This window comes from Vibrio sp. 11986-1-5 (assembly GCF_963878025.1).
GTDB classification, from domain to species: Bacteria; Pseudomonadota; Gammaproteobacteria; order Enterobacterales; family Vibrionaceae; genus Vibrio; species Vibrio injensis.
The window spans coordinates 191,558-216,251 of record NZ_CAWNVW010000022.1 but is presented as its reverse complement, the minus strand read 5'-3'; the positions used below and the strand labels follow the sequence as shown (position 1 = coordinate 216,251).

The following is a 24,694-nucleotide window of genomic DNA, read 5'->3' as shown; positions in this document are numbered from 1 at the left end:
CGTTAAGCGCCTAAAAAGCGAACGAATAGTCGTTCTCTCCCCCTGAAAACACCGATTTAACCATGCCTCATCGGTTGAATATGCTAATATCTGCCCTTATTTATCAAGCTATTCTGATCATCAAAATACCGCAGCACGCTGTATTTGTTAGACCTAATATTGAGAATTCATCATGAACTTCGATTTAAGCGCTATGCCAACCACTATCGACATGCTCCACGCTGTCCTTGCTATTTTGAGTCTATTTTTTGTTTTATTACTGATTCTTCGTAAACCGCGTGTGATAGAAACCCTCGTTGAAAAACCGATTGAGAAAATCGTCGAAGTGGAAAAACCGGTGGAGAAGATTATTGAAGTCGAAAAGATTATCGAAGTAGAAAAAGTGGTCGAGAAAGTGGTCGAAGTTGAATCTAAACTTGCCACGACATCGACTGACTCTGCACTGCAATTGCTGGCTATTTTGCAAAAAGAAGCCCGATTCATTGACTTTTTACAAGAAGAACTCAGCGCATTCTCTGACGAAGAAGTCGGTGCAGCGGCTCGCGTTATCCATTCGGGTGGTCAAAAAGTTCTCAAAGAATATCTAACTTTAGTGCCGATTCGTCCGGAAGACGAAGAAACACGCATCACCATTGAACAAGGCTTCAACTCGCAAGCGATTCGTTTGGTCGGCAATGTAACGGGACAAGCACCGTTTACAGGTACGTTGATCCACAAAGGTTGGCAAGCCAGCGCCATTCATTTACCAAAACTGGCTGAGCATTATGATGCCTCGATCATTGCCCCAGCAGAGGTAGAGCTATAATGGAACATCAACACGATCTCTCCACCCAATCATCAGCAACTTTTAGTGTCGGTATTGATTTAGGTACGACTCACTGTGTGATTGCTTATAGCGATACACGAAACGAACACGCGAGTGTACAAGTCATGCCGATTCCCCAGCTTAGCGCACCGGGTAGCGTCGAATCACTCAATCAGCTTGGTTCTTTTGTCTATCAACCCCATGAGCACGAAATGAATCCTGCGTCTCGTGTGTTACCGTGGACAGATAAACCCCATGCCTTAGTCGGAGCGATTGCCCGTAATCTTGGGGCGAAAACGCCGATTCGTTTGGTAGCCAGTGCTAAATCTTGGTTATGCCATGGCGGCGTTAATCGTCGTGAAGCATTTTTACCCGCTGGTAGCCCCGAAGAAGTCGAGAAAATATCCCCTCTCCGCGCTACTGAGCTTTACCTTGAACACTTAAAACAGGCGTGGGATCACGCTCATCCCGATCATCCACTGAGCGATCAAGACGTCACTATCACCGTGCCAGCCTCGTTCGATCCGGCAGCACGAGACCTCACGGCTGAAGCTGCGCGGAATATTGGTTTACACCATCTGACTTTACTCGAAGAACCTCAAGCGGCATTGTATAGCTGGATCGATAATAGCCATGAGCAATGGCGCGATCAGGTCAACGTGGGTGATATTGTATTGGTGGTCGATATTGGTGGCGGAACAACTGACCTATCACTGGTTGAAGTGACCGAAGATGAAGGGACATTAACTTTAAAACGCATCGCCGTCGGTGAGCATATTTTACTTGGGGGCGATAATATGGACCTCGCTCTTGCTTACCATTTAAAAATGAAACTAGCCAAAGAAGGTAAAGAGCTACAACCTTGGCAAGTGCAAGCCATAACTCACGCTTGTCGTGATGCTAAAGAAGCGTTATTGAATGACCATCAACGGCAAGCCATGCCGATTGTCGTACCAAGTCGCGGATCCAAACTGCTCGGTAGCACCTTGAAAACCGAATTAACGCAGCACGACGTTCAACAAATGTTGGTTGAGGGCTTCTTCCCTAAAGTGACGATTAATGATCATCCACAGCAACGTAACCGTGGTGCATTGACCCAAATGGGCCTACCTTATGCGCAAGATGCCGGAATTACTCGCCATATTGCCGCATTTCTTGCCAAACAAGCGAACGCAACCACAGAGGCAACAGACCAAGAATTCAACCCGTTTCTTGGTGGTATGCCCGGCCAAGCATCACCATCAAACGCTTTTATTAAACCAACCGCAATATTGTTTAATGGCGGGGTGTTAAAATCATCCCTTCTGGCAGAGCGTTTGCAAGACACCATAAATCAATGGTTAATCGAGGCTGGCGCTCCAATCGCTAAACGCCTAACTGGTGTTGATTTAGACTTAGCGGTTGCCAGTGGGGCGGCTTATTATGGGGCCGTACGTCGTGGTCAAGGGGTACGGATTCGTGGTGGTATAGCTTCGAGTTACTACGTCGGCATTGAAAGCGCCATGCCAGCGATTCCCGGTATGGCTCCACCGATGGAGGCGCTCTGCGTTGCGCCATTTGGCATGGAAGAAGGCTCGAACGTCGACGTCCCCAGCCAAACTTTTGGTTTGGTGATTGGTCAACCGGTTAACTTTCAGTTTTTTGGTTCGACAACCCGCCGCGATGATATCGCAGGGACTCATCTGGATCATTGGCAAGAGGATGAGTTAGAAGAGCTGCCAGAAATTCAAGTTACCTTACCAGTATCAGAAGGCCGTCGCGAAGGTGAGATTGTCCCCGTCACTTTAGCCGCCCGAGTCACTGAATTAGGCACTTTGCGCCTTGAGGCTATCGCCGCGGATAATGGCCAAACGTGGCATGTTGAGTTCAATGTGCGTGAAGAGGCTCAACCGACCGCTTAGTCATCCATTACCAAACGGCACTTTCAGAGTGTCGTTTTTATTAACGAAAAAGGTTGTCATGACATCTCCTCGTTTTCTGGTGGGCATTGACTTAGGCACCACCAACACTGTCGTCGCGTATTGCGAGTTAAATACAGATTTACAGCATTCTCCAGTGACGCTGTTCGAGATTGATCAATTAATTGGTCCTGGTGAGGTAGTGCGTAAACCACTGTTGCCTTCTTTCCGCTATCATCCGGCAGCCGATCAAGTCAATATTGCTGATCTTACCCTACCTTGGCAACATCAACCGGTCAGCGGTGATCTTCCTCAGGTGATCATTGGTGAATGGGCTCGATCGCTCGGTGCCAAAGTTGAAGGTCGCCAAGTAGCGAGTGCCAAAAGCTGGTTATCTCATCCTAATGTTGATCGACACTCCGCGATTTTACCTTGGGCTGGAGCGAGCGATGTCGAAAAAGTCTCCCCCGTCATTGCCAGTGCCAGTTACCTAAACCATATCCGTCAAGCGTGGAATCACCGCCATCCAGGAGATCGCTTAGAAAATCAAGAAGTTGTGGTCACAGTGCCAGCCTCATTTGATGAAACAGCACGGCAACTCACTCTTTCTGCAGCGCAATTAGCTGGCTTATCTAAAATCATCCTCTTAGAAGAGCCACAAGCGGTTTGCTACGATTGGTATGCTCGGCACTCTGCTACAGCCAGCGAACAACTGCGTGATCTACCGTTGATTTTAGTTTGTGATGTCGGCGGCGGTACCACTGATCTGAGCTTAATTGAAGTCAATCATCAGCAAAGCTTAAGCCTCAATCGCATTGGTGTCGGTGAACATTTAATGCTCGGCGGTGATAACGTCGATCTTGCCCTCGCTCATCTCGCAGAACAACGCTTCAATAATAATCAAAAACTGAGTGCAGCGAGCCTGAGTAAATTGATTCAGCAAACCCGACAAGCAAAAGAACAATTACTCTCTCATGATGCGCCAGAAAACATCAAAATCACCCTACTCGGCAGCGGTTCTAAATTGCTCGGCGGCAGTAAAAGCGTCTCACTCACTCGCCAAGAAGTACATCAGATTGCTCTGGAGGGATTCTTTCCACGGTCTGAATTCTCTCAGTTGCCTGATAAGCGGCGTCGTGCGGTCGTCGAATTTGGCTTGCCCTACGTCGCCGACCCTGCGGTAAGTAAACATATTGCTAAATTTCTTCATCAGCACCAATCTGTAGCAATCTCAGCACTCGATCAACTGACCGCTCACCAAGCGGCCATACCGGTTGGCTTATTACTCAACGGTGGGGTTTTTAATAGCCCGTTAATTACTGAACGTCTTACCCAACTGCTGACCGATTGGCGAGGTGCGCCAATAACGGTGTTAGATAATCCTCATCCTGATTGGGCAGTGGCGCTTGGTGCTGTCGCGTTTGCTAAAGCCCGACGCGGCGCACAACTGAAAATTGGCGGCGGCTCACCTCGTTCGTATTTCTTGCATCTTCCAGAAAAAAATCATTTAGGCAAGGCATTGTGTTTACTCGCTAAAGGCAGTGAAGAAGGACAAGAGATCCGTTTAACGGGTCGGCGCTTCTCGTTAACGTTAGGTGAGCCGGTTCGTTTTAACCTTCTCACCTCCAGTTATGATGCTATTGATGAAAAAACGCCCATACAAAATGGTATGGTCGTCAAGGTTGAACCCGAACGATTGAGCCCTTTACCGCCATACATTATCAGCCTCGACGGTGAGGGGAGCGTTTTACATGCGAATCAAAAAGAACGGATTGAAGTACAGCTTGCTTGTCAGTTAACCGAAGTCGGTACATTGAAAATAGAGTGTGTTCACGTTGACGATGAAAGTAAACGCTGGGAATTAGAATTTGAAGTTCGTCGGCAAACCGAAGCGATGCAGCAACCAGCTTCTCTTCATCCTCGCTTATCAGAATGCAAAGCTTTAATCGCTCGTTTATACAGCGGCAATACCAAAAGTGCAGCGAATAACGAGATAAAAACCTTAACCAAAACCCTTGAGAAACAATTGGGTAAACGTGACGACTGGGATTTTACCACCCTGCGTCATTTATTTGATGTGTTCACACAAGGTCGTAAACGTCGTCGCCGTTCAGAAGCACACGAAAAACATTGGCTACGTTTGGCCGGGTTTACGTTGCGCCCTGGTTTTGGTGATAGCACCGACCCATGGCGCATCGATCAGGTATGGAGTCTTTATCAGCAAGGGATTCAGTTTCAAAATCAACAAGGTTGGAGTGATTGGTGGGTATTTTGGCGACGCATCTCTGGGGGGCTAAATCAAGCTCAACAGGAGCAAATTCTCGCCGACATTGCTAAATACTTGCATCCCGGTGCGATGAAAAACCCACAAACGGCGAAAGTAGCGCAAGAGATGGGCTACGAAGCGATGGTAAGACTCGCGGCATCGTTAGAACATCTGGATGTTGAAGATAAAGTTCTGCTCGCCTCTTGGTTTTTAAGTAAAGCTCTCAACCAAACGAGCTTTACTCAAGCTCACTGGTGGGCATTTGGCCGACTTGCCTCACGTAGCTTATTATACGGAAGTCAACATTCGGTCATTGCGCGTGAACAAGCCGAACAATGGTTACCCACTCTGCTTGAACAAAACTGGCAACAAGAACCGATGATTGCTTTTGCCACCGTGATGATGTGCCGTAAAACGGGTGATCGCTTGTTTGATATTCGTGATTCAATGCGTCGTGATGTGTTAAGTAAACTGAAACACAGTAAGGTTCCTGATGCATGGGTAGCTCTGGTCGATAGCGTCAGTGAGCTTTCCGCGAATGAGTCAAAACGTGTCTTTGGTGATGCTTTACCGTATGGCCTACAGCTGATTGAACATTAATCGTCAGTTGTGACGAAGGTGTTTAAGATCGATAAAGGACAGTCGCGGTAGCTGTCCTTTATTATATTGGTATTTTCACCGCTGTTTATGGATGAGCGGGGAGCCGTATCGTGAATGTCGTTTGCTGAGGATCAGATTCAAGCTTGATTTCATAACCAGCTAAGTCTCTGTAAAACAGCGGGTATTTAGCATAGACAATCATCTTTTAAGCTAAAACAACTTTTCATTCACTGTTTTATGCCGTTTTTTAACATTAGTAACAATTGATCTTGTATTAATTGACCATCGGATAATAATAGTAGGTTCAATCTCCCTAAACGGCTTGAGATGACAAACGGACCGTCTGTTCACACCCCGTAGATAATGTATCTAATGCGTTGAACGCATTGAATAACGCTGAATATTGACAAAGAAACAACCACAACTAATACGCGTAAAAATCAGTCTGTGATTCCCCACATTATCTGCACGCTTTTGGTTGCTATTATTTCTGCGCCCTCAACGTCGCACGTTAGGAAAGCAAAATGTTTGAATCTCGACGCTATCAAATCATCAGGGAGGAGAATGTCTCCAATCCCCCCAAACGCTATCGATAATTTAGGAGAATGTCGTGAAAATATTTTGGCATTTGCGCTGGTTTTTTAGGCTACGCTGGCAACACTATTGCGGTTCTATTTTACTGTTCGTACTTATTTCAAGTATGCAGCTTATTACACCGAAAGCGGTTGGTCATATCGTGGATGGTATCGTCGATAACACCATGACTCGCCATGAAATATTACAATGGCTGGGTGGACTCTTTGTGGTCATCCTTATTATCTATGGTTGTCGAATTCTCTGGCGGATTTGGTTATTTGGTGCCAGTTTTGAACTGGGCAGTATTCTGCGTAATCGTCTCTATCAACACCTCTCACACCAGCCACCACGTTTTTTTGAACGCTATAAAACCGGCGATCTCATGGCGCGTGGCACTAATGACGTGAAAAATATAGTTATGACGGCAGGCGAAGGTGTGCTTACCGCGACAGATTCACTGATCACCGGTATTGCTGTACTGATCATTATGAGTACTCAAATCAGTTGGAAGCTAACCCTAATGGCACTATTGCCTATGCCCTTTCTTGGATTGACGATTTTTTTCATTGTTCGCATCCTTCATCAGCGATTTAAAGTCGCTCAAGAAGCTTTCTCTGATATGTCCGACATGACTCAAGAGTCATTAAATGGTGTGCGTATGTTGCGGGCATTTGGCCTAGAGAACCAAGAACAACAGCGCTTTGAGACGATGGTCAACGAAACTGGGGATAAAAATATTGCTGTTGCTCGTGTCGATGCACGGTTTGATCCGGCGATCCAATTAGCGATTGGCTTATCGTTTTTCATCAGTATCAGCGTCGGCGCTTACCTTGTTGAACAGCAGGAAATCAGCCTAGGCGATCTTACTGCATTCACTATGTACCTCGGTCTGATGATCTGGCCGATGTTAGCATTTGCGTTTTTATTTAATATCTTAGAACGAGGTTCAGCCGCATGGGAGCGCTTGCAAGAAGTGTTTGATCTAGCCCCCAGCATCACTAGTGGCACTCATTCATTACCAAACAAAGCACAATCTCTGACAATTCATATCGAGCAATTTCATTGGGATGAACAACTTCCCGCTACTCTAGAACAGTGTCATATCGTTCTAAAACCCGGGGCTATGTTGGGTATTGCTGGCCCAGTGGGCAGCGGTAAATCGACCTTAGTCGCCTTACTACTGCGGCAACAAGAGTTACAACATGGGGAGATTCGTTATGGTGATGTGCGGATAAAAGAAGCCAAATTGGATCAATGGCGCAGTAAATTTGCCGTGGTGAGCCAATCGCCTTTTCTATTCTCTCGTTCGATATTTGACAATATTGCCCTAGGTTGTCCGAGCGCCACTCAGGAAGAGGTTTATCGAGCGGCACAACTGGCTTGTATTCATGACGATATTTTGAAGTTTCCGGCGGGTTACGATACCGAGGTTGGAGAAAAAGGCATCACGTTATCTGGAGGGCAAAAACAGCGCATCGCGATCGCACGTGCGATGTTATTGAATGCTGAAATATTGATTCTCGATGATGCATTATCAGCGGTGGATGGACGTACTGAGCATACCATCTTGCGTAACCTTGCAACGAGTAACCAGCAGCAATCTTTGATTATCATTGCTCACCGCTTAACGGCTTTGGAAAAAGCCGATGAAATTATTGTCCTTAACCATGGAAAAATAGCCGAACGCGGTCGGCATCAATCATTGCTTGCCAATCACGCTTGGTATGCAGAAATGTATCAATATCAACAGTTGGCTCAAGCGATTGAGGGAGAATAAACATGAGAAAGCAAACCATAAAACGCCTGTTTACTTACCCTCTTTCACAACCCAAACCGATGATCATTGGTCTGTTGTTTTTGTTCATCGCCGCTGTAGCGAATGCGGGCGGGCCTTGGCTTATCCAACACTTTATCGATGAACACATTGCTAAAGGAGATTATTCGCAGCAAGCATTAACTCTATTAGCGGCAGGTTACCTTGGTCTTACCCTGTGCTCAGCACTCTTTCAGTATCTGCAAAGTATTCAATTTAATATTGTCGCCACAGGGGTGATTAAAACCATTCGAAAACAAGCGTTTAACAGTGTCCTTCGACAGCCCCTTGCTGCATTTGACTATACTCCAACCGGCAAGCTCGTCTCACGGTTAACGAACGACACCGAATCGCTACAGCAATTTTATGAATTGCTGATCGCTTCAGTGATCAGAAATATGGTGATGATCTCTGTGATGCTGGTAGTGATGTGGCTACTCAGTTGGCAGCTCACATTAGTGGTACTGGTTCTTTTACCTATCGTCGTTGGATTTATGTTTCTTTTCCAAAAGCTCAGCACCCCCGCATACCGAGTCATGCGAGATCTTCTGACCGATATTAATGGCAATATGAGTGAATCGATTCAAGGCATGAGTGTGATTCAGTTAATGCGCCAAGAACAACGTTTTAACCAACAGTTCAAGCAACTGACTGCCGAGCATTTCAATGCTGGTAAAAAGGTGATTACCTTAAATGGCATTCTTCTTCGCCCATTAATGGATCTGTTGGCTGGTATAGCGTTATTGACCTTAGTGGCTATCTTTGGTTTTAGTGGCACTGAATTGATCGGTGTTGGTGTGCTTTACGCCTTTATTAGTTACCTCGGACGAATAACCGAACCGCTAATCGAAATGACCCAACAATTAGCGTTATTACAGCAAGCCTTAGTTGCCAGTGAACGAATTTTTGAGATGATCGATGCGCCACAACAAACCTACGGAACAGATAACCGACCACTAGCCAGTGGTGCGATCAGCTTCAATAACCTTTCATTCAGTTACGATGGTAAACAAACTGTACTCAAGCAGATTAACTTGACGATTCCTCATCAAAACTTTGTCGCTTTAGTCGGCCATACGGGCAGTGGCAAAAGCACCATCGCTTCATTATTGATGGGCTTTTATCCTGTAGAACACAATGCATTATTAATTGATGGAAGATCTATCGATAGCTTAGATAAAGCAGTATTAAGGCAAGACATCGCTATGGTGCAACAAGATCCTCATGTTTTGCCCTCATCCGTACGTGATAACGTGGCTCTTGGACGCAAGATCAGTGATGAATCAATTTGGCGAGCGTTACATCAAGTTGGGTTAGCTGAACAAATTCAACATTATCCCGAACAATTAGAGACTTTATTGGGACAAGGCCAAACTAACCTCTCGGCAGGACAAAAACAGTTATTAGCTATGGCTCGAGTCTTAGTTGCTAAACCTAAGGTACTTATCTTAGACGAAGCAACAGCCAATATTGATTCAGGAACGGAAGCATTAATTCAACGTAGTCTCCATGCATTACGTCATGACATGACCTTAGTGGTGATTGCCCACCGCCTATCAACCATTATGGAAGCCGATAAGATTGTAGTTTTGCATCATGGTGAACTGGTCGAACAAGGCTCACATCAAGAATTACTGGCTCAAAAAGGACGTTACGCACAAATGTATAAAATGCAGCAAGTAGGTGAACATCTTCGTGATATTGAGCATCAAACACCTCTCGAACCAGTTTGCTAATCCTATGCAGCCTCGATCACCAATCGAAGCTGCATCGCCATTTTCCTCGTCAAGTAATCCAACATATTCCCTTTCATCGAATCGCGACTGAAACACACCATCACTAATGACAAAATACTCGCTATCTTATCAATGATTACGGTATGATAGTCGGCTGTCATGATGACTCACCGTTCAGCTCAAAACCCAATCGGAAGGATAGATCACCTTAAGTAAAGCAGTTGTATGATATGTCTATGAACGCAGATAAATTTATGAATGTATTTCGCCTCCCCGGCTCAATACAAGTTCGTATAGGTCAATGGCAGTCGACCTTTCGTGGTACTTCCGATATTGTTTTACACCAAGCACTGACGATACGTAACCAACAGTATCGCCAAGCTAACTTTTTGCCTCGAGGGTGGTGTTTAACGCCATTTTCTGTCGAGAACATTTCTATTACCCATCATGGTAAATACATCCAAACAACGATGCTCACTATGATCGATCGAAAAGTAGCTTATAAACGAATTTATCTGTCCAGTTTACCTCTTGAGCAAGCTGAACCGACTTTACGTGCGTTTAAAACCGAGTGGATTAAGCAATACAACCTTGTACTGAACAAATATAATCAACAACAGAAAAAACAGTTTATCCGTTTTGCGCAAGAAGAACTGGAAACCCTCTACCCCTCGATACCGAAAGGACAATTTAACTCGGCATTGTGGAATCGCATAGTACGTTCAGAATTAGGTTCTGAGAAAACACAGACCAATCCATATTTTGTGAAAAGCTCTGGTTAATCAAAACGTTTTGCAGTAAACCATTAACGTGAACGGTAGAAAGTCAGTGATCCACTCAACCTTAACAGGCTGAGTGGAATACAAGATCAGTGTTGTACACCGGAAGGGTTATGACTAAATTCGGTTTGTTGATAAATATCAGCCAGTGCTTTGACTTTGTTGGCTCTGGCTTTTCGACGCCGTTTGGGTTCGAACTCTTGCTCAACGTGTTTTAACGTTTGCTCATGTTCTTTAGCGGATTGAATGAACTCAGGGTTTGATATCGCCTGTTGGCGTAGGCGGTTAACGCGTTCTAATGTTTCCCACAACATAGAGACCTCCTTACCACTGGTTATATAACCAGCATAGCTCAGCCTCTAGGCTTGTCAAGCGCAAATACTGTTATTATGCACAGTATTTACACTTTTTTACGCTTAAAACTCTATTTTACTCATGCTTTATCGATAGTTTGCTTATGGAGCAAAGATTGAGTAACCTTTTGATGATGAAGTAAATATTCATCTAGGCCCGCTTTACGTAGATCACAAGCAGGACAAACGCCACAGCCGTCACCGATAATGCCGTTGTAACAGGTCAGCGTTTCGTTACGCACTAAATCCAAAGCTTGATACTGATCCGCTAACGCCCATGTTTCTGCTTTATTTAGCCACATTAAAGGGGTACGAATGGTTAATTGACGATCCATACCTTGCACCAAAGCATGGTTCATCGCTTTGACAAAATCATTTCGACAATCCGGATACCCTGAAAAATCGGTCTCACACACTCCAGTGATGATCGTCTCTGCGCCAATTTGGTAAGCGTAAATACCCGCTAAAGTCAGAAACAAAATATTACGTCCCGGAACAAAGGAATTGGGCAAACCGTTGGCCTGCAATTCATGAGAGACCGGAATATCATCGCGAGTCAGTGAACTGATCGCCAGTTCATTCAACAAGCCAACATCCATCACTTTATGTGCTTTTACGCCCAATTTGAGTGCTAATTGTTGAGCGACTTCAATTTCAAGTTTGTGTCGCTGTCCATAATCAAACGTTATCGCATGAACTTCCTCAAACTCTTGCAAAGCTTGCACCAAACAAGTGGTGGAATCTTGCCCACCACTGAATACCACGACCGCTCTATTCATGTTGGATTCCTTTAAGCAATATTTAAGTATTTATGGGTTTGGATCGATAAACGCCAGTTACGAGCAATACAAGTCTCTATGCATAACTGGGTTGCCCGTGGTTTTTGACTGATCGGCTGTAAAGCAATAATGGTATCAGCACTGACCGTGACTTGCTCTAATAGCGCTTCTAATTGGGCGATGTCTTTTTCTGTCCCCACTGGGTGCTTGATCTCATTGGCTCTTTGCAGCGCCGACGGCACAATTGGCAACTTACCTTTCATTGCGATCTTAGGTGACACTGTCACCCAAGTCTTCACACTGGCTTTAACCTCAAACGTACCACTGGTTTCAATTTGACATTGACAACCTATCGCTTCAAATGCCTCCGTCAACGGAACAAGATCATAAAGGCAAGGTTCACCACCTGTGATCACAATATGTTTGGCTGTATAGCCTTGCTGCTGATATTGAGCGATGATCTGCTCCGCAGAGCCTTGACACCATGTTGGACTATCGCCTTGTTTGGCAATGATTTGATCGAAACTACGCTGATCTTGTGGCTCTGCATCCCAAGTTTGCTTAGTATCACACCAAGCACAACCTACTGGACATTGTTGAAGACGTACGAATACCGCTGGGACACCAGTGAAGACGCCTTCCCCTTGGATGGTTTCAAATATTTCATTCACTTTGTACAAAGTCATTGGCCTATATTTGCGCTGATAAAACGTTAGGTCGCAGACCTTAATAGATGCTCAACTTGAGGTCAATTTAAACCCGCCGATCATCAATAATTTCTCTTTTTAGGCACTGATCTCTTCCTACTTGAAGCGACGTTAGTGTTAACCGCATAACGTTCGTTCACCTAGCTCAATCACACCCTTTCTATAAACTGACTTTAGATTTTCATAAAAAACACGTATCTTGTCATACTTTCAAGCCAAGCGATTTATCCGTTACACGATGGCAAATGTGCTAAAAACGATAAATCCAGCGGTAACTCTCTTTTTAGTCATTTTATTAGGTAACACATGTATAAATTGATCGCGCTCGATATGGATGGCACCTTACTCAATAGCCAAAAGCAGATTTCTCTACGCACTCAACAAGCGATAGCCAAAGCCCGCGAGCAAGGGATAAAAGTGGTCCTCGCTTCTGGTCGCCCACTCGCGGGGATGCAAGATAAACTCGAGTTTTTAAACCTCACCTCAGATCAAGACTATGTATTGCATTACAACGGTTCGATGGTGCAAAACGTCGGTACGGGGGAAGTTATCTATCAACAAATTATTGATGGCCGCTCGGCTAAACGGGTCGCACAATTAGCCAAAGAGCTGGGCGTTAACACCCATGCATTTAGTCAAATTCATGGTTTGATCACCCCGAAAATCAGCCAATATACTGAAGTTGAAGCGACTATAAATGGCATTTCCATCACTGAGATGGACTTTGACCAGTTGGAAGATGATCATCCGATCATCAAAGCAATGATTGTCGCAGAGCCAGCAGTGTTAACCGCAACCATCGCGAAAATTCCGGCTGAGTTCTATCGAGATTTCACGATTGTACAAAGTGCGGCATTCTTTGTTGAATTTCTTAATCCTAAAAGCAATAAAGGGATTGGCGTAAAAGCGATTGCTGAACACTTAGGCATTCAGGCCTCTGAAGTGATGTGTATGGGGGATGCTGAAAACGATCACCATATGTTGCAATATGCAGGACTCGGTATTGCCATGGACAATGCTATGGAAGAAACAAAACGCATCGCGGACCATATTACCTTGAGCAATGATCAAGACGGTGTTGCTGTTGCGATTGAGCAGTTTGCTTTACGTTAAGAAACACCATTTAAAAACCCCCTTATTAAATGATTCGGGGGTTTTTATACTCTCAAACTAGAGTGGTGTTTTAGGTATCAAGGGAATACTACCCTTCGCTACCTTGTTTAAGCACTTTTTCTTGCCCTTGCAAAAGCACATATTCTTGACGTGCCGAAGGGATTAATATCACTACACGCTGCTGAGCCTGTTTTGCACTGGCTAAACGTTCGCTTAATTGACCAGGATGGCTAAACGGTTCGCGCTCAGCATCACGACGGCACAAGTTAACAAACTCATGGTCACAAGAGTCACAAAACAACACCAACTCCGCTTGTTGCATATAACGTAACGCTTTTAGTGAAAGCAACTCAACGTCCGTACCACACTCAATCCATGTCACCTCACCCCGCTCATCAATAGGCTGATTTAACATTTGGCAATACTGTTTTTCTAACGCTTCACGGCTGGTGGCATTTTTAACCGCAGTTTGCGCAAAAAATAGCTCCCAAAACTTACGGCGTTGATCAACGGTAGAGAGATGCTCTTTGATGGAATTACGTTTCGAAGCGCCAAAATCTGCTAATAATGCGAGGTTTTGCGGTAAAACACTTTCGAGGGTTTCACGAATATTGCGGATTAAGACTGGAGAAGCCCCGCCACTGGAGATCGCCAGTTGAATTCGGCCGCGCTCAACCATCGATGGAGTAATGAAATCACAATAAGGCTGATCATCGACCACATTGACTAAGACGCCGACAGACTTGGCATCACGAAATACTTGATGATTGAGATCGGGATTATCAGTGGTCGCCCAGACTTGCACATAATCAGCACTGATAAACTTTGATGAGTAGAAATTTTGAATCCAGTGACAACGGTCCTGCTCAACCCAAGCCTGCAACTGAGGGGTAATATGAGGCGACACTACCGTAATATGAGCACCTGCACGCATCAGAGCTTCAATCTTGCGACACGCCACCTCGCCGCCCCCCACCACTAAAACGGCTTTATTGGACAAATCAAGAAACACTGGAAAATAGCGCATGTTAGTCTTTTACCTTTTAATTCAATCGATTCATGCTAACAAAAAATCAACACTAACAATAGATGGGTTGTTGAAGCAATCTAACATTAATTTGACTTGGTGGAAGTGACTTATCTTATCTACGCTTATAATAACTGACAAATTGACCGAGCGCTTCTGCTCAAAGAGGGAATTTCTTATGGCGAATCGATTGACTACTCTTGTTTGTGCGGTTTCATTATCGTTAACCGCTCATTTCGTTCTTGCATCGCCAACAACCTTAGACCGCGTATTAACCCAAGGAAAACTCACCTGTGGCATCAGCACTGGTTTAGCTGGCTTTTCCGATGCCGATGCTAAGGGCCAATGGCAAGGTTTGGATGTGGACTACTGTCGCGCTGTCGCGGCGGCAGTATTAGGCGATAAGAATAAAGTGGAGTACGTCCCTTTAACCGCTCGCGAACGCTTTAGAGCCCTACAATCTGGACAAGTCGATGTGCTTTCTCGCAATACCACGTGGACATTCGAGCGAGATACTACAATGGGGCTCAACTTTGTTGGCGTTAATTTTTATGATGGGCAAGGATTTATGGTTACTAAAAAATCCGCCATAACCCAACTCAGCCAGCTTAATAATCGCCCTATTTGCGTCCAATCAGAAACCACCACCAAATTGAATTTGGATGATTATTTTCGTCATCACGGCATGAGTTACCAACCCGTTGTGTTTGATACTGCAATACAAATTGCACGCGCCTTCAATGCAGGACGTTGCGTTGCCATCACCGGGGATCAATCTGGGCTGTATGCCTTGCGACTGAACTTAGCGAAACCAGACTCAGCCATTATTCTGCCAGAAATCATTTCCAAAGAGCCGCTTGGCCCCGTGATTCGCGAAGGCGATGACCGCTGGTTAAATATCACTCGCTGGACACTCGCTGCGATGATTAATGCTGAAGAGCTCGGCATTACTTCAGCTAATGTCGACCAACAGCTCAAGTCGGCCAATCCTGAAATCAGGCGCTTGCTCGGTGTGGAAGGCGAAATAGGTCGTCCGCTGGGCCTCAGTAACGACTGGGCTTATCAAATCATTAAACAAGTAGGCAACTATAATGAGAGTTTCCAACGTAATGTCGGAGACGGTTCTCCTTTAGCGATGCCACGCGGACTCAATGCATTGTGGAACGCCGGAGGAATTATGTATGCACCACCTATACGCTAAAAGTTTCTTATTATTACGTCTATTTTAACGTAGAATAAGCGTTACCTATTCACAAGCGCGAGCGTCTCGTTCTAGTATGAACAGCAAACCAAAGTAATATCGTGTTACAACTTGTTCACACTTAATTCGCGCTTTTTGATTATTATTCTCGTAAACAAAAATACAGTTATGGGATTGAAATAGTGAACTTTTCACCCCATTACTGTCTACATAGTTAACTACACCTTCTATGAGGAAGAGTATGAACAGTCCAATATATTCACGCACCTCGTCTTATGACAGTGCTCTACAAACCAACAAAGTGTTAAGAAACACCTACGCGCTACTCTCAATGACCTTATTATGGTCAGCTGTTGTCGCTGGGGTATCAATGGCAATGAACCTACCACGCCCGGGTTTGATTCTTATGCTGGTCGGTTTTTATGGTCTGTTATTTTTAACTGAGAAAAACCGTAACAACAGCCTTGGCCTTGTGTTTACGTTCTTATTTACTGGCTTCTTAGGTTATACGATTGGTCCAATCCTCAACATGTACATCGGTGCAGGTATGGGTGATGTGATCCTAACCGCCTTAGGCGGCACTGCCTTAGCCTTTATGGGTGCATCAGCGTATGCGCTAACCACCAAACGTGACCTCTCTTTCCTTGGTGGCGTACTGATGGCTGGTTTCGTGGTACTACTTATCGGTATTGTGGCAAACATCTTCCTACAAATGCCAATGCTGCACCTAGCAATGAGCGGAATGTTCGTGTTGTTTTCAACCGGTGTTATCTTGTTAACAACTCAGCAAATTGTTCGTGGTGGTGAAACTAACTACATCTCTGCGACCGTCAGCCTTTACGTTTCAATCTACAACCTATTCATCAGCTTGTTGACGATTCTTGGCATCATGCGCGATTAATCGCGACACAACTGAAATCACATTACCTAAAGGCCCGAAAGCTTGCTTTCGGGCCTTTGTTTTCTCTTGAGCAAAAACCAAGCCTCCATTACCCTATGCGCACTTTTCAATTTTGGCGAGAAACTGATGTTCGACTACAACGGTAAAAACATTGCAACCGATGCACAAGGGTATTTACTTGATCACACCCTTTGGGAAGAAGGAATGATAGAGATTCTAGCTAAAGAAGAGGGAATCCTGTTGAGTGATGCGCACTTAGAAGTAATCCATTTTGTTCGCCAATTCTATCTAGAATACCAAACCTCCCCCGCGATTCGTATGCTGGTTAAGGCAATGGAAAAAGCCCACGGACCGGAAAAAGGCAATAGTAAATATCTGTTTAAGCTGTTTCCTAAAGGTCCCGCTAAACAAGCAACAAAGCTCGCTGGCTTACCCAAACCCGCGAAGTGCTTATAATTCACTTTAACAAGGCTACGGAAGGCTGGCAGTGGCTCAGCCTCCCTCATAGGCTATAAAATCTGAAAATCCGATGGCACTGAATCGATGATGACTTGACTGCGCCTCACGTGTTCCACCCGTGCGGTTTTTGGCCCTTGTTGTAGCCACATAAAAAGCTGTTCAACCTGATCAGCTTGACCAACCGCCAGCACCTCAACCTCACCGCTAGGAAGGTTTTTCGCATAACCAAGCACACTTAGCTTCGATGCTTGTAAGGCGGTATGGTAACGAAAGCCAACCCCTTGTACTCTTCCCGACACGATAAACGTCTCGCTTATTAGGTTGTTCATACTCTCCTCCATTTCAAAGTCATTTCCAGTAGAGTATATCTCTCAGCGACTTGCCGTTGTAGGTAGATAACCATTTGGTAACCTTATAGAGAAAAATGAAGGATAGTTATCTCATGAATATCAATAGCGATATAAGTACTGAAGGTGAACGTATAGTTAATGCCGTAGCATTGATAAAGCAAAGTAATACTCTGATTTGCTTTTCACCCCAAGTTGCATGACAATGCCTGCCCATTTTTATTAATCTTTTTGAGTAGCGCAATGACTCCTGCAATCTATCTGGTCAAAGGTCGTGATAAATCTTTACGTCGTAAACATCCTTGGGTTTTTTCTCGTGGCATTAGCAAAGTTGAAGGCGATCCACAACTCGGTGAAACAGTCGATATTTACACGCATGATGGACAATGGTTAGCGAAAGCGGCTTACTCTCCCCACTCTCAAATTCGTGCTCGTGTATGGAGCTTTAACAATGAAAACATTGATAGTGATTTTTTTATCAAACGTATTCAGCAAGCTCAAAAACTGCGCGACGAACTGATTAAGCGTGACGGCGTCACTGGATATCGCCTAATTGCTGCGGAATCGGATGGCTTGCCCGGTATCACGATTGATAAATATGATAACTATTTAGTCTGTCAGCTACTCAGTGCCGATGCCGAATACCAAAAACCGCACTTGATCACGGCACTTAAACACTGTTTTGCCAATTGTCATATTTATGAGCGTTCAGACGTTGCCGTGCGTAAGAAAGAAGGCTTAGAAGAGCGCGTTGGTGTATTACACGGAGAAGTTCCACCAGAAGTGGTGGTGATTGAAGAAAATGGCATTAAAATCCGTGTTGATATTGTTGGTGGCCATAAAACTGGCTTTTATCTTGATCAACGTGACAGCCGTCAGCAATCGATGAAATACGTTAAAGATAAAGAAGTACTCAATTGCTTCTCTTACACCGGTGGCTTTGGGTTATACGCGTTAAAAGGTGGCGCTAAGCGGGTAATTAATGCTGATGTGTCACAACCTGCGCTCGATAATGCAAAAATGAATGCCGAGCTCAATGAATTTGATACTAGCAAAAAACGCGCAGTGTTTTTGAATGCCGATGTATTCAAACTGCTGCGCGAATACCGAGAGCAAGGCACACAATTCGATGTGGTGATCATGGACCCACCGAAGTTTGCCGAGTCTAAAGCTCAGTTGAACGGCGCTTGTCGTGGCTACAAAGACATTAATATGTTGGCGATGCAAATTTTAAAACCCGGTGGCACCCTACTCACCTATTCTTGCTCTGGTTTGATGGATCAAGTCCTGTTTCAAAAAATTATTGCCGATGCAGCGCTGGATGCCGGTCGCGATGTCAAGTTTATCGAACGCTTCGAACAAGCCGCCGATCATCCCGTTGACACGGCATACCCGGAAGGTTTTTATCTGAAAGGCTTTGCCTGCAAGGTTATCTAGACACCATAAAATAACGGCCTCTTTCGAGGCCATTATTTTTCCAATACCACTACACGCTATTACTTGTAGCTTAAGTCTGTCGCCTTACCTTTAAAAATCCGATAGACAACAAAGGTATAAAGCAAGATCATCGGCATAACAATCACTACCCCAATCCCCACCACTAACAAGCTGGCAGTAGACGCGGCTGATTCTTGCGCTGTCATCACACCGGGTACCACATCCGGAAAAAAGCTGTAAGCTAAACCAAGAAAGCTTAAAGCAAAGATCAACATTACCCCAAAGAATGGCCATTGAACGCCCATATCATTCTCTACGGGCACCCGTCTTAAATAACGATCAACCATAAAAATGGTTGCTAACACGACTAATGGCACCGGAGCCAACAGTAACATCTCAGGAAAACTGAACCAACGCTCAGCGACCATCGGATTAAATAACGGATTAACGACACTGACCGCTAGAATACCTAATGCCGCTAACCAACCCGCTCGGCGAGACCAACGTGCAGCGCGTTTTTGTAATTCACCTTCAGTTTTTAAAACTAACCATGCGCCACCAATGTACACGTAAGCCGCAGTGACACACAACGCGCTGAGCAGTGCAAAGGCATAAGCTTGAGTGGAGTCTTCAAAACTCATCACATAGCGACCAATCATGTAGCCTTGAGTCAGTGCCGCGAGCAGTGAACCCGTTTTAAAGCACAAATCCCAGTGATCTTTGTGATCAGCTTTCGCTTTGGCACGAAAATCGAACGCCACACCTCGCATAATCAAGGCGATCAGCATAATGGCAACTGGCATATAGAGTTCGGTAAGGATATAGCTATGAGCAGCAGGAAACGCGATTAATAAGATACCAATACCTAATACTAGCCACGTTTCATTAGCGTCCCAAAAAGGGCCAATCGAAGCGATCATTCGGTCGCGTTGCTGCTCATTGTTACGCGGTAATAAAATACCAACCCCGAGATCATAACCATCAAGGACAGCATACATGAAGACACTAAAACCTAAGAGTAATAGGTAAATTTCTGGTAGATGCGCAATCATATTTATACCTTTTGCTCACTGGTCGTTACTGTTTCTGTGGATGATGAAAACTGTCTGGCTAAATAAAACAGGGTATGGATATAAGCCACCAATAAGACCGCATAGACAACCAAATACATCACTAATGACGTGGCTACGGAGCTACTCGCCACCGTCGTTACCGCGTCTGAGGTTCGTAGTACCCCTTGCACTAACCAAGGCTGACGACCAATTTCTGTCACATACCAACCCGCTAAAGTTGCTACCCAGCCGGAAAACGTCATCGCGACTAAAGTGTATAAGTAAGGTTTCGGTAATGATTGTTGGCGTAGCAATCGCCAAGCACCGTACCAACTCACCAATAGCATCAACATCCCGACTCCCACCATGATCCGAAAACCAAAGAATAAAGGCTTGACCGGTGGATGATCCGGCGCAAACTCATTTAAACCCTGAATCTCACCATTGAGATCATGAGTTAAAATCAAGCTCGCTAGTTTAGGGATCCCGACTTCAAAATGATTACTGCGCGTAACTTCATCAGGCCAAGCAAAAAGCAACAACGGCGCGCCTTGCTCAGTTTCCCACACTCCTTCCATCGCAGCGATTTTCGCAGGCTGATGTTCAAGCGTATTTAAGCCATGTAAATCCCCGACCAAAATCTGCACCGGAATACCGATAGCAGCCAGGATAATCGCCACTTTCATGCCCACTTTCGCAGCATTAAGCTGTGAATTACGTAGATACTGATAAGCCGAGATCCCAGCGATAACGAAGCTAGCAGTAAGCAACGAAGCAAGCAGCATGTGGGCGAGACGATAAGGCATTGAAGGATTCAAAATCACTTCTTTCCAACTGGTTACATGTACAACACCGTCGATTAACTCATAACCCGTCGGCGTATGCATCCAACTATTGAGAACCAAAATCCAAAAAGCAGAAAGTGAAGTACCAATCGCAACCAGCACGGTAGCTAAGGTGTGTACCCATTCCGGAACACGACCCCGTCCAAACAACATCACACCAAGGAAGGTCGCTTCCATGAAGAAAGCGGTCATCACTTCATAACCCAGTAATGGTCCGGCAACATTACCGACTTTTTCCATAAAACCCGGCCAGTTGGTGCCAAATTGGAAACTCATGGTAATACCAGAGACAACCCCAAGAGCGAAGGTAAGCGCAAATACCTTGACCCAAAAATAGTACAAATCAAGCCATAATTGAGCTTGAGTACGAACAAAGCGCCACTTAAAAAACACCATAATCCATGCTAGTGCTATGGTGATGGTCGGAAATAAAATATGAAAACTAATATTGGCCGCAAACTGTATCCGCGACAACATGAGGGTATCTAACATCACGTATTCCTCAATCTAAAAAAACCGTAGGCAACGACACAACGATTATTAACTTACTTGTTAATTACGAGTTCTGCTCCGATTTGGTTTACTCGTGGCAAGTTTTATTCGTGCTGTTAGTGCCTGATAGGGCTGATTTAGATCGGTTCGATATAAAACACAAAGAAGTTTGATGTATATCAAAATTTTGCGGCATAACCGAGGCAAAAGGTGTATCGAATCGATGAGAATGATGACAAAAAGTGAATGAAGCATCACTTGCACAATAAGCGTACGATTATGGCGTCGAAGAGATAGGCCAATCGACCATATCAACAACATCAATACTGTGATGATCCGCTTCCCCCTGCCAACGACTAATGAAACTCAGCTCAGGATCGTATAACGCGGTCTGCTTGGCCAAGCCATTACTAGCCACAACTTGGAAACGTTGCTCTAAAGGCGTTAACGAAGGGAGCAGATAACAGCAAGTCAACTGGTGACTGTTTTGCGCAGCTTGAGCCAGCAATGGGTTATCTGAGATCCGTAAATCATTGGTAAACCAATAAAGAGAACGTATGGACATAAAAAGTAACCGATGATTAAATTTCATATTGATACGCAAATCGAGGAATTATCGATCGATTCAGCAATAAAAAAGGGCAGAAACTCTTCTGCCCTTTTTCCAACCGATAGTGGTGCGAGTTTAAAACTCCGCCGCGAGCTTAATGTACACTTCATCTTTACCCAGCTTACTGTCTAAGCCATGAGCATAACCGATACGAATCGGTAACACATTACCATACAAAACGATCGCATCGACTTGTAACTCAGCACCGATGCCCGTTAATGCGCTGTAGCTTTGCTGAGAATTCCAACTGGAACCAGAATCAACAAACGCGGTCGCAGAAATGTCACCCAAGCCAATTGGCCACAAACCCCAGTTTCGCTCAGCGCGATACAGCAAACGGCTTAGCTCAATACTTTGTGTGGCATATTGCTGGCCCACTTGCGCCGCAGAACCATAACCGCGTAATTTGAGCTCATTACGACCGTAAAGTTGTCCTTCGTCCCCCGTGTAACCACCAAGTTCAAAAGGTTTGGCTTTAGCATCGGCATAACCAGCAGCCAAATGCGTTGTTAAGCGTAAACGTCCGGGCAAATCCCAGTTCGCTTGCCATTGTGCTTGCCACTTCTGTCCTGAGTAATCACCGTCAATGTTGGTTTCCCATACTAAGTCAGCGTAATGTCCCCAAGCGTAACCGAGAATATTCAATAAGCCTTCACGGTTATCCCATTGAATCGCACCACCGGCCAACCATTCATTACTTGCGTCCGCATAGTGAGAACCTTGAGGAGATTTGACCAACGCTTCTTTCTGCCAATAGGTTCCAACGCCAACGTTTAAGTGGTCATCAAACCCATGCCATAAATGGTTACGCTGCAGAGTAAAATCATCCTGACGAACAATACGATCATCTTTACTCGTTAATGCGTTAAATTTAAACTCATGTTCACGACTTAATGTCGCTTGCCAACGGTTATCGTATTGATAACCGAATTGATAAGCAGCCAGTGCATTTTTACTGTCCCACGCTGCCATGATCTCATATTGGTGGCGGCCCAATACATCGGAGCCACTAGTAGCAACACCAAATAACGATTGATTATTATCTGACTGCCAGACCGGCATCCAGTAACGTGGTGCTAACGTTGATAATGGCGAATATGCGATTGGCTGACTTTTCTCTGTCGCAGTGACCGTGGCTATCGGAGCCGCATTAACAGTTTTCGCTACCGGTAGCGTCGACAGCGCTATTTCAGCAAGTCCTTGAGTACTCGTCACACGGCGTAGATGGTAACCATCATGCTCATACGCTTGATAAACAATCCCTTCAGGCCCCGATTGGGGTGAAAATGCTCCACCGATTTCTGCGGTTAATTGTTCAATGATATTGCTTTGTAAATCAAGACGATAAATCTGATAACGCCCAGTATAATCGGCACTAAACAGTAAATCGCCTTGTGCAGTAAAGCTCAGTTGATGTTCGGTAGCCGCGGTTTCAGTCACCGCAATCCAGCTTTGCGTTATCGGATCAAAACGCATAATATTCCACGACTGAAAAGGTGCTTTCACGGCGGCATAAATATCACCGTTTGGTGATACAGCCATATCACCTAATACCCAATTGGGTTCACCCTGCCACAATTGCGTTTGCTTGCCGTTTAATTCGATTTGCCATAGCTCAGCCAGACCTTGTTGGTGACGGACCGCAAAAATGCTTTGCCCATCGTGACTCCAACGTGCTTGTACAAAACGTTGTTGCTCAGTTAACCGTAACCATTGACCATCAACATAACGATACAGATCATTAAAAACACGCCCATCGACATACGAATTGATTTGCGAAACCACTAGCCCTTGCGTCGGATGCGAGTCGATACTGGTTAAGCTTTTGGTACTGATCAGGCTCTGCCATTGACCACGTTTTGCATCCCATTGAGCAAGGTTAGCGCGATCGTCGCCATTTCGACGCCAAGCGAGTAATGTGTCATTGTCATGGGCTAACAAATACTCAAATGGCTGAGCGTCAAGCTCATGGTAAGTAAACGACGTATTCGAAGTCAGTTGATCAGCAAACTGCGTGTTCAAATCGGTACGAAACTCTTCCCAAAGTGCAAAAAAATCTTTTCCAAAAATGTGTCTGGCACTGAGATTTAAGAAAAGCCCCGGAACCAGATAGCCACTATAATCCGTTAAAAAGGCCTGAACAGACTCTTCACCATAAGTTTTGGCTAGGTACTGAACAAAATAAGCACCATACAAATAGTTACTACCAAGGGGCAAACGCTTATTCGCCACCACCACTTGTTCAATATCGGCTAACTGACCGCTCGCCACTTCCATGCGCATCTGCATTGCAAAGTGACTATTATGTAATCGACCCACACCATGATCGTTTTGGCTTTCCATATAGACCGCCAAACCTTCCAGTAGCATCGAGGGGGTAAGAGCATGTGGGAATAAAAGAGGATGACGACCGACAATGCCTCGTCCGATGGTAACAGCACCATCACTCATTTCCATATGGATAATATGAGTGTATTCATGGCGGATCAGTAAATGCAGCCACTCATCATTACCTTCTAAACCATTCACATCGCTAGGTGGATTTATGATCAGACGTATCTGTGCATAAGGCAGTGGCGTTGCCCAGCCATTAGAGTAATCATAATCATCGACAAGTGTGAGATGAGTTCTCTCCACTGGCATTTGTGAAAACTGAGTCGCAAGCTCTTGATGAACCTGCTCCGCAATATCTAATGCGCGCGCTGCACTACTAGCAAGTTCACTGCGAAAATGCACGATAAAGTGCGCCGATTGCTGAGTTTGCCATACCTGCCCGGCTTGATCCCAAGCAACAGGCTCCGCCAACACATGAGGAGAATGAAGTCCAAGACAAGCCATCAGGCCCATAATCGGAGAAAGTGCAAATGTTTTCGACATAGTGAACAACGATCCTATCAA

General features: G+C 45.0%; 20 protein-coding genes. 11 read left to right on the top strand and 9 right to left on the bottom strand.

All coding sequences use genetic code 11. The features are described from left to right. The first annotated feature begins 172 nt into the window (after positions 1-172). The 6 genes from AACS00_RS06860 (at position 173) to AACS00_RS06835 (ending at position 10,476) form a co-directional block, all read left to right on the top strand. Entirely contained in the window at positions 173-805 is a 633-nt protein-coding gene (locus AACS00_RS06860) for a DUF2760 domain-containing protein (RefSeq protein WP_072669176.1), read from the top strand. Next, positions 805-2,706, top strand: coding sequence for an Hsp70 family protein (locus AACS00_RS06855; protein ID WP_110166907.1), 1,902 nt, complete (start codon positions 805-807; stop codon positions 2,704-2,706). The genes AACS00_RS06860 and AACS00_RS06855 overlap by 1 nt, the downstream gene beginning before the upstream one ends. Before the next feature lie 58 nt (positions 2,707-2,764). Continuing rightward, positions 2,765-5,569 carry an Hsp70 family protein gene (locus tag AACS00_RS06850; RefSeq protein WP_110166906.1) on the top strand — a complete coding sequence of 935 codons (2,805 nt, stop codon included), beginning with the start codon at positions 2,765-2,767 and terminating at the stop codon, positions 5,567-5,569. A 610-nt stretch (positions 5,570-6,179) separates the two neighbouring features. After that, positions 6,180-7,922, top strand: a complete 1,743-nt coding sequence (locus AACS00_RS06845; protein WP_072669182.1) for an ABC transporter transmembrane domain-containing protein — start codon at positions 6,180-6,182, stop codon at positions 7,920-7,922. A gap of 2 nt (positions 7,923-7,924) precedes the next feature. Continuing rightward, on the top strand, positions 7,925-9,694 hold the full coding sequence (locus tag AACS00_RS06840; RefSeq protein ID WP_072669183.1) for an ABC transporter transmembrane domain-containing protein: 1,770 nt from the start codon (positions 7,925-7,927) through the stop codon (positions 9,692-9,694). 236 nt (positions 9,695-9,930) lie between these two features. Continuing rightward, positions 9,931-10,476: an MSHA operon transcriptional regulator gene (locus tag AACS00_RS06835; protein ID WP_110166905.1), complete on the top strand. Its 546-nt coding sequence runs from the start codon at positions 9,931-9,933 to the stop codon at positions 10,474-10,476. Between the two features lie 86 nt (positions 10,477-10,562). Here the strand turns inward: AACS00_RS06835 and AACS00_RS06830 are convergent, their stop codons facing one another. From AACS00_RS06830 to queE, 3 genes are all read right to left on the bottom strand, one after another. Beyond that, positions 10,563-10,787 (bottom strand): hypothetical protein, encoded by a 225-nt coding sequence (locus tag AACS00_RS06830; protein ID WP_004395197.1) that lies wholly within the window; start codon positions 10,785-10,787, stop codon positions 10,563-10,565. A gap of 119 nt (positions 10,788-10,906) precedes the next feature. Next, the gene (gene queC, locus AACS00_RS06825; RefSeq protein WP_110166904.1) at positions 10,907-11,605 is read right to left on the bottom strand and encodes a 7-cyano-7-deazaguanine synthase QueC; all 699 of its coding nucleotides are present in this window, start codon (positions 11,603-11,605) and stop codon (positions 10,907-10,909) included. An 11-nt stretch (positions 11,606-11,616) separates the two neighbouring features. Next, the gene (gene queE, locus AACS00_RS06820) at positions 11,617-12,291 is read right to left on the bottom strand and encodes a 7-carboxy-7-deazaguanine synthase QueE (protein WP_181397491.1); all 675 of its coding nucleotides are present in this window, start codon (positions 12,289-12,291) and stop codon (positions 11,617-11,619) included. A 327-nt stretch (positions 12,292-12,618) separates the two neighbouring features. Here queE and yidA point away from each other — a divergent pair, with 327 nt between their 5' ends. Next, a complete protein-coding gene (yidA, locus tag AACS00_RS06815) occupies positions 12,619-13,425 on the top strand; it encodes a sugar-phosphatase (RefSeq protein WP_110166903.1) in 807 nt (268 codons plus the stop codon). Positions 13,426-13,513: 88 nt separating this feature from the next. Here the strand turns inward: yidA and AACS00_RS06810 are convergent, their stop codons facing one another. After that, positions 13,514-14,452 carry a precorrin-2 dehydrogenase/sirohydrochlorin ferrochelatase family protein gene (locus AACS00_RS06810; RefSeq protein WP_110166902.1) on the bottom strand — a complete coding sequence of 313 codons (939 nt, stop codon included), beginning with the start codon at positions 14,450-14,452 and terminating at the stop codon, positions 13,514-13,516. Between the two features lie 178 nt (positions 14,453-14,630). On the opposite strand from AACS00_RS06810, the gene AACS00_RS06805 reads away from it, so the two are divergent. From AACS00_RS06805 to AACS00_RS06795, 3 genes are all read left to right on the top strand, one after another. Further along, positions 14,631-15,653 (top strand): amino acid ABC transporter substrate-binding protein, encoded by a 1,023-nt coding sequence (locus tag AACS00_RS06805; protein WP_110166901.1) that lies wholly within the window; start codon positions 14,631-14,633, stop codon positions 15,651-15,653. 241 nt (positions 15,654-15,894) lie between these two features. After that, positions 15,895-16,554 (top strand): Bax inhibitor-1/YccA family protein, encoded by a 660-nt coding sequence (locus tag AACS00_RS06800; protein ID WP_072669191.1) that lies wholly within the window; start codon positions 15,895-15,897, stop codon positions 16,552-16,554. Positions 16,555-16,680: 126 nt separating this feature from the next. Continuing rightward, complete coding sequence (locus tag AACS00_RS06795; protein ID WP_110166900.1) at positions 16,681-17,010, top strand: TusE/DsrC/DsvC family sulfur relay protein; 330 nt, start codon at positions 16,681-16,683, stop codon at positions 17,008-17,010. Between the two features lie 53 nt (positions 17,011-17,063). Here AACS00_RS06795 and yccX read toward each other — a convergent pair whose 3' ends face one another. Beyond that, a complete protein-coding gene (gene yccX / locus AACS00_RS06790) occupies positions 17,064-17,342 on the bottom strand; it encodes an acylphosphatase (RefSeq protein ID WP_072669193.1) in 279 nt (92 codons plus the stop codon). A 261-nt stretch (positions 17,343-17,603) separates the two neighbouring features. Here yccX and AACS00_RS06785 point away from each other — a divergent pair, with 261 nt between their 5' ends. Then, positions 17,604-18,797, top strand: coding sequence for a class I SAM-dependent methyltransferase (locus AACS00_RS06785; protein WP_110166899.1), 1,194 nt, complete (start codon positions 17,604-17,606; stop codon positions 18,795-18,797). A 59-nt stretch (positions 18,798-18,856) separates the two neighbouring features. Here AACS00_RS06785 and AACS00_RS06780 read toward each other — a convergent pair whose 3' ends face one another. The 4 genes from AACS00_RS06780 to AACS00_RS06765 all read right to left on the bottom strand — a co-directional run bounded on the left by AACS00_RS06780 (position 18,857) and on the right by AACS00_RS06765 (position 24,673). Continuing rightward, positions 18,857-19,849: a cytochrome d ubiquinol oxidase subunit II gene (locus AACS00_RS06780; protein WP_110166898.1), complete on the bottom strand. Its 993-nt coding sequence runs from the start codon at positions 19,847-19,849 to the stop codon at positions 18,857-18,859. A gap of 2 nt (positions 19,850-19,851) precedes the next feature. Next, on the bottom strand, positions 19,852-21,186 hold the full coding sequence (locus AACS00_RS06775; RefSeq protein WP_110166897.1) for a cytochrome ubiquinol oxidase subunit I: 1,335 nt from the start codon (positions 21,184-21,186) through the stop codon (positions 19,852-19,854). A 277-nt stretch (positions 21,187-21,463) separates the two neighbouring features. Beyond that, positions 21,464-21,751, bottom strand: a complete 288-nt coding sequence (locus AACS00_RS16740) for a deoxyribodipyrimidine photo-lyase (protein WP_375152942.1) — start codon at positions 21,749-21,751, stop codon at positions 21,464-21,466. Between the two features lie 120 nt (positions 21,752-21,871). Continuing rightward, positions 21,872-24,673 carry a TolB gene (locus AACS00_RS06765; RefSeq protein ID WP_110166896.1) on the bottom strand — a complete coding sequence of 934 codons (2,802 nt, stop codon included), beginning with the start codon at positions 24,671-24,673 and terminating at the stop codon, positions 21,872-21,874. Positions 24,674-24,694: the final 21 nt, after the last annotated feature.

Excerpts from the sequence above, each read along its gene's own strand:
- AACS00_RS06835 (WP_110166905.1), top strand. The coding sequence starts at position 9,931 with ATGAACGCAGATAAATTTATGAATGTATTTCGCCTCCCCGGCTCAATA.
- AACS00_RS06860 (WP_072669176.1), top strand. The coding sequence starts at position 173 with ATGAACTTCGATTTAAGCGCTATGCCAACCACTATCGACATGCTCCAC.
- AACS00_RS06795 (WP_110166900.1), top strand. The coding sequence starts at position 16,681 with ATGTTCGACTACAACGGTAAAAACATTGCAACCGATGCACAAGGGTAT.
- AACS00_RS06810 (WP_110166902.1), bottom strand. The coding sequence starts at position 14,452 with ATGCGCTATTTTCCAGTGTTTCTTGATTTGTCCAATAAAGCCGTTTTA.
- AACS00_RS16740 (WP_375152942.1), bottom strand. The coding sequence starts at position 21,751 with ATGTCCATACGTTCTCTTTATTGGTTTACCAATGATTTACGGATCTCA.
- AACS00_RS06780 (WP_110166898.1), bottom strand. The coding sequence starts at position 19,849 with ATGATTGCGCATCTACCAGAAATTTACCTATTACTCTTAGGTTTTAGT.
- queC (WP_110166904.1), bottom strand. The coding sequence starts at position 11,605 with ATGAATAGAGCGGTCGTGGTATTCAGTGGTGGGCAAGATTCCACCACT.
- AACS00_RS06805 (WP_110166901.1), top strand. The coding sequence starts at position 14,631 with ATGGCGAATCGATTGACTACTCTTGTTTGTGCGGTTTCATTATCGTTA.
- AACS00_RS06840 (WP_072669183.1), top strand. The coding sequence starts at position 7,925 with ATGAGAAAGCAAACCATAAAACGCCTGTTTACTTACCCTCTTTCACAA.
- AACS00_RS06850 (WP_110166906.1), top strand. The coding sequence starts at position 2,765 with ATGACATCTCCTCGTTTTCTGGTGGGCATTGACTTAGGCACCACCAAC.
- AACS00_RS06775 (WP_110166897.1), bottom strand. The coding sequence starts at position 21,186 with ATGTTAGATACCCTCATGTTGTCGCGGATACAGTTTGCGGCCAATATT.
- AACS00_RS06785 (WP_110166899.1), top strand. The coding sequence starts at position 17,604 with ATGACTCCTGCAATCTATCTGGTCAAAGGTCGTGATAAATCTTTACGT.
- yccX (WP_072669193.1), bottom strand. The coding sequence starts at position 17,342 with ATGAACAACCTAATAAGCGAGACGTTTATCGTGTCGGGAAGAGTACAA.
- AACS00_RS06765 (WP_110166896.1), bottom strand. The coding sequence starts at position 24,673 with ATGTCGAAAACATTTGCACTTTCTCCGATTATGGGCCTGATGGCTTGT.
- AACS00_RS06855 (WP_110166907.1), top strand. The coding sequence starts at position 805 with ATGGAACATCAACACGATCTCTCCACCCAATCATCAGCAACTTTTAGT.
- AACS00_RS06830 (WP_004395197.1), bottom strand. The coding sequence starts at position 10,787 with ATGTTGTGGGAAACATTAGAACGCGTTAACCGCCTACGCCAACAGGCG.
- yidA (WP_110166903.1), top strand. The coding sequence starts at position 12,619 with ATGTATAAATTGATCGCGCTCGATATGGATGGCACCTTACTCAATAGC.
- queE (WP_181397491.1), bottom strand. The coding sequence starts at position 12,291 with ATGACTTTGTACAAAGTGAATGAAATATTTGAAACCATCCAAGGGGAA.
- AACS00_RS06800 (WP_072669191.1), top strand. The coding sequence starts at position 15,895 with ATGAACAGTCCAATATATTCACGCACCTCGTCTTATGACAGTGCTCTA.